This window comes from Gelidibacter sp., from assembly GCF_035577925.1.
Classification (GTDB): domain Bacteria; phylum Bacteroidota; class Bacteroidia; order Flavobacteriales; family Flavobacteriaceae; genus Gelidibacter.
In genome coordinates, this window is the sequence record NZ_DATJCY010000304.1 from 1 (window position 1) to 2,886 (window position 2,886).

Genomic DNA, 2,886 nt, shown 5'->3' on the forward strand with positions numbered 1-2,886 from the left:
AATTTAATTAATTTATCTAAAGAATCCTGCCATCCCAAATAGCACATTTCAACAGGTATCTCAGAAGGTATACCTTCTTGGAGAACTTTTAGTTCTGTGCCGCATATCACTTTGTTCAGCCAGATAATTGTTGTCATTTCTCCCGGCAAATTAGGATCGTCAAATCTGTCAGTGATTTTAATGAATTCATTGGTCTTTAATTCTAAAAACTCACCGCCAAACGACTGTTTATTTCCTGTTGTGAAATTTATAAATGTCATTTTATAACTGCCACCCACTTTAAAATCCATTTGTTGAGCGGTGCACAAAAACCCATAAGGTGGAATCCAACTGGCATAAGCTACTGGATCGGAAAAAGCACGAAAGACCTTTTCGGGCGATGCTTTCAAAACTCTGTGGAGAGATACACTATTGTTTTCCATAATAATTATTTTTATGCTTTTTGTAAACTTATTTCTTTGGGAATTTACTCATATCCATATACACAATTTCCCATAAATGCCCGTCCAAATCCTCAAAACTACGTTGTTGCATATACCCGTAGTCTATCGGTTCATTTGATTCTTTACCACCGGCTTTAAGTGCTTTGTCAGCAATTGAATTTACTTCTTCCAAGCTGTCAACATTACCGACTATATATCTATTTTATTACATTTAATTGCTATATTTACATCAGTAAGTCGGAAAAAACCCGATTAACTTATGTAATAATTACAATATGGATTTCAGAAAGATGATAAAGGAATATGCCGAAGCTCCTATATCCAGACATTTAATCTTAGATTTACTCAGTGAGTATCAGCGTCCAAATGATAAAATCAGTGAACTCATCAAAAGTAAGGCACTCATTTCTGTCCGAAGAGGGCTATATATTGTAGGTCCCAAAACAGACCTGCCAACACCAGAGCCCTTTCTAATTGCAAATCACCTTAGAGGACCGAGCTATGTGTCCTTAGAGTCCGCATTGTCCTATTGGAGCATGATCCCTGAAAGAGCTTACGAAATAAGTTCAGTAACCATTAAAACTTCAAAGTTATATAAAACCCCAGTTGGACGGTTTAGTTACCGGCAATTAAAGACCCCTTATTATTCTTATGGAATAAAAAACATAAGACATTCATCCAAACAATCCATATTGGTGGCCTCGCCCGAAAAAGCCTTGTGCGACAAAATTGTGCTGACACCCAAAATCCATTTGAGAAGCATCACACAAACACAAGATTTTTTAATGGAAGACCTTCGTATGGACAGTGAAGTCTTAAGTACATTGGACACGAAAGTTATGGAATCATGGATTGAAAATGCACCTAAAAAAAGTAGTGTGGAAATGCTCATTAAAACGCTGAAAGAATTATGATAAAAGAATGGATAGCCGAATATAACCCTCAAAATGAAGAAGAAATATTATCTGCATTGCGGGAAATAATGCAAGAAATTACTTTAGCAGGTTTATCAAGAACTGATTTTTTTGAAAAAGCAGCATTTTATGGAGGTACCGCTCTCCGAATTTTTTATGGCTTGGATAGATATTCCGAAGATTTGGATTTTTCCTTACTTCAACCTGATCCCAATTTTTCAATAGAACCCTATTTCAATGCGGTTATCGATGAATTTAGGTCCTTGGGACTGACTGTTACTATTAGAGAGAAGAAAAAAACAAGGCAAACAGCTATTGATTCTGCCTTTCTGAAAGCCGAAACCATATGGCAAGAAATTGTACTTGAAGACATCATCAAAGAAACCGGAGTGCGGTCCAACAAAACCTTGAAAATAAAAATAGAAGTTGACCGACAACCGCCATTAAGCTTTAAAACCGAAGAAAAGTTATTGCTCCGTCCATTTTCATTTTATGTAAAAAGCTTTGCGAAACCCAGTTTGTTTGCAGGTAAAATGCATGCCCTATTATTCAGAAAGTGGCAAAACAGGGTCAAGGGAAGGGATTGGTATGACTTGGAATGGTATATCAAAAAGGGAATCCCATTGGATGTAAATCATTTCCTGACCAGGGCAAAAGATACTAACGATTGGCTAGGTGACAGTATATCCAAGGAACAGATTATAGAGCTATTGGAGAACAAGATCAAATCAGTTTCTTTTAGCAGCATCAAAGAGGATGTTGTTAAGTTCATCCCAAACGATGAAGTATTAAATATTTGGAGTCCTGAATATTTCAGGGATTTGATACAAAAAATTAAATTTGAGAATATTTGACTTTAGGAAATATCAATTTGGGCAGTGGCAACAATTGCGCCTTCAAAGGCTTCATTATATAGGTGTAATTTCATTAGACAATATTCCAGTTTGAAACGGTGGGTCAATAAGCTCAAGTAACGTTTTGGAGTTCTCATCTTCGCCAAGAAATATGGTCTTGATTTTCTTTGCTGTTATCAGCTCACCTTGAAATTTTAGGTCCTGATATATCTGAAAGAGCAGTACCCGTGTTTCCTCAAGGTAATGATTGATCTGTTTGGCTTCGGAAGAATGGCCCAAAACCTTCTTGTTCTTACCGTCCCACAAATCGAGGGGGACCTTTCTCTTTAAACTGATTTCTACTCTTTTCTGATTGACCGTTACCCGGGCATAAAGTAATGCACTGTTGTTTTTCGCTTTCTTGGGGTTCGCCCAGAAGCGGATGCTAAATGTTTTTGAAGTACGCATAGTTGTCGTCTTTAAATGAAACAATCCTTTAAGACGAAAGTCAAATCAACTATACCAAGTAAATTTAGTTATTTTTCCTTAAAAGAGACCCGAGGTCTCTTTTAAAAAAAAGGTCCCCTTTTAGCCACCATTTTAATTCGAACCATATAAATTCAAATGAACCCATAAAAACCTAAAAACCAAGCAATTCCTAAAACTTGCTTGGTTTTGACATCCTTTGAAGATGCT

The 2,886-nt window shown here is 36.5% G+C and carries 5 protein-coding genes; 2 read left to right on the forward strand and 3 right to left on the reverse strand.

Annotated features, from left to right (window positions below):
- Both VNJ50_RS11885 and VNJ50_RS11890 read right to left on the reverse strand, forming a co-directional pair.
- Positions 1 to 422, reverse strand: a 422-nt coding sequence (locus tag VNJ50_RS11885; protein WP_325582187.1) for an SRPBCC family protein, incomplete at its 3' end; no start/stop codon positions are given.
- A gap of 28 nt (positions 423 to 450) precedes the next feature.
- Complete coding sequence (locus VNJ50_RS11890) at positions 451 to 615, reverse strand: VOC family protein (protein WP_325582189.1); 165 nt, start codon at positions 613 to 615, stop codon at positions 451 to 453.
- 103 nt (positions 616 to 718) lie between these two features.
- Between VNJ50_RS11890 and VNJ50_RS11895 the strand changes: the two genes are divergently transcribed.
- Together VNJ50_RS11895 and VNJ50_RS11900 are read left to right on the forward strand one after the other, a co-directional pair.
- Positions 719 to 1,357, forward strand: coding sequence for a hypothetical protein (locus VNJ50_RS11895; RefSeq protein ID WP_325582191.1), 639 nt, complete (start codon positions 719 to 721; stop codon positions 1,355 to 1,357).
- On the forward strand, positions 1,354 to 2,211 hold the full coding sequence (locus VNJ50_RS11900; RefSeq protein WP_325582192.1) for a nucleotidyl transferase AbiEii/AbiGii toxin family protein: 858 nt from the start codon (positions 1,354 to 1,356) through the stop codon (positions 2,209 to 2,211). The genes VNJ50_RS11895 and VNJ50_RS11900 overlap by 4 nt, the downstream gene beginning before the upstream one ends.
- A 54-nt stretch (positions 2,212 to 2,265) precedes the next feature.
- On the opposite strand, the gene VNJ50_RS11905 is transcribed toward VNJ50_RS11900, so the two are convergent.
- A complete protein-coding gene (locus VNJ50_RS11905; protein ID WP_325582194.1) occupies positions 2,266 to 2,658 on the reverse strand; it encodes an Arm DNA-binding domain-containing protein in 393 nt (130 codons plus the stop codon).
- Positions 2,659 to 2,886 lie beyond the last annotated feature (228 nt).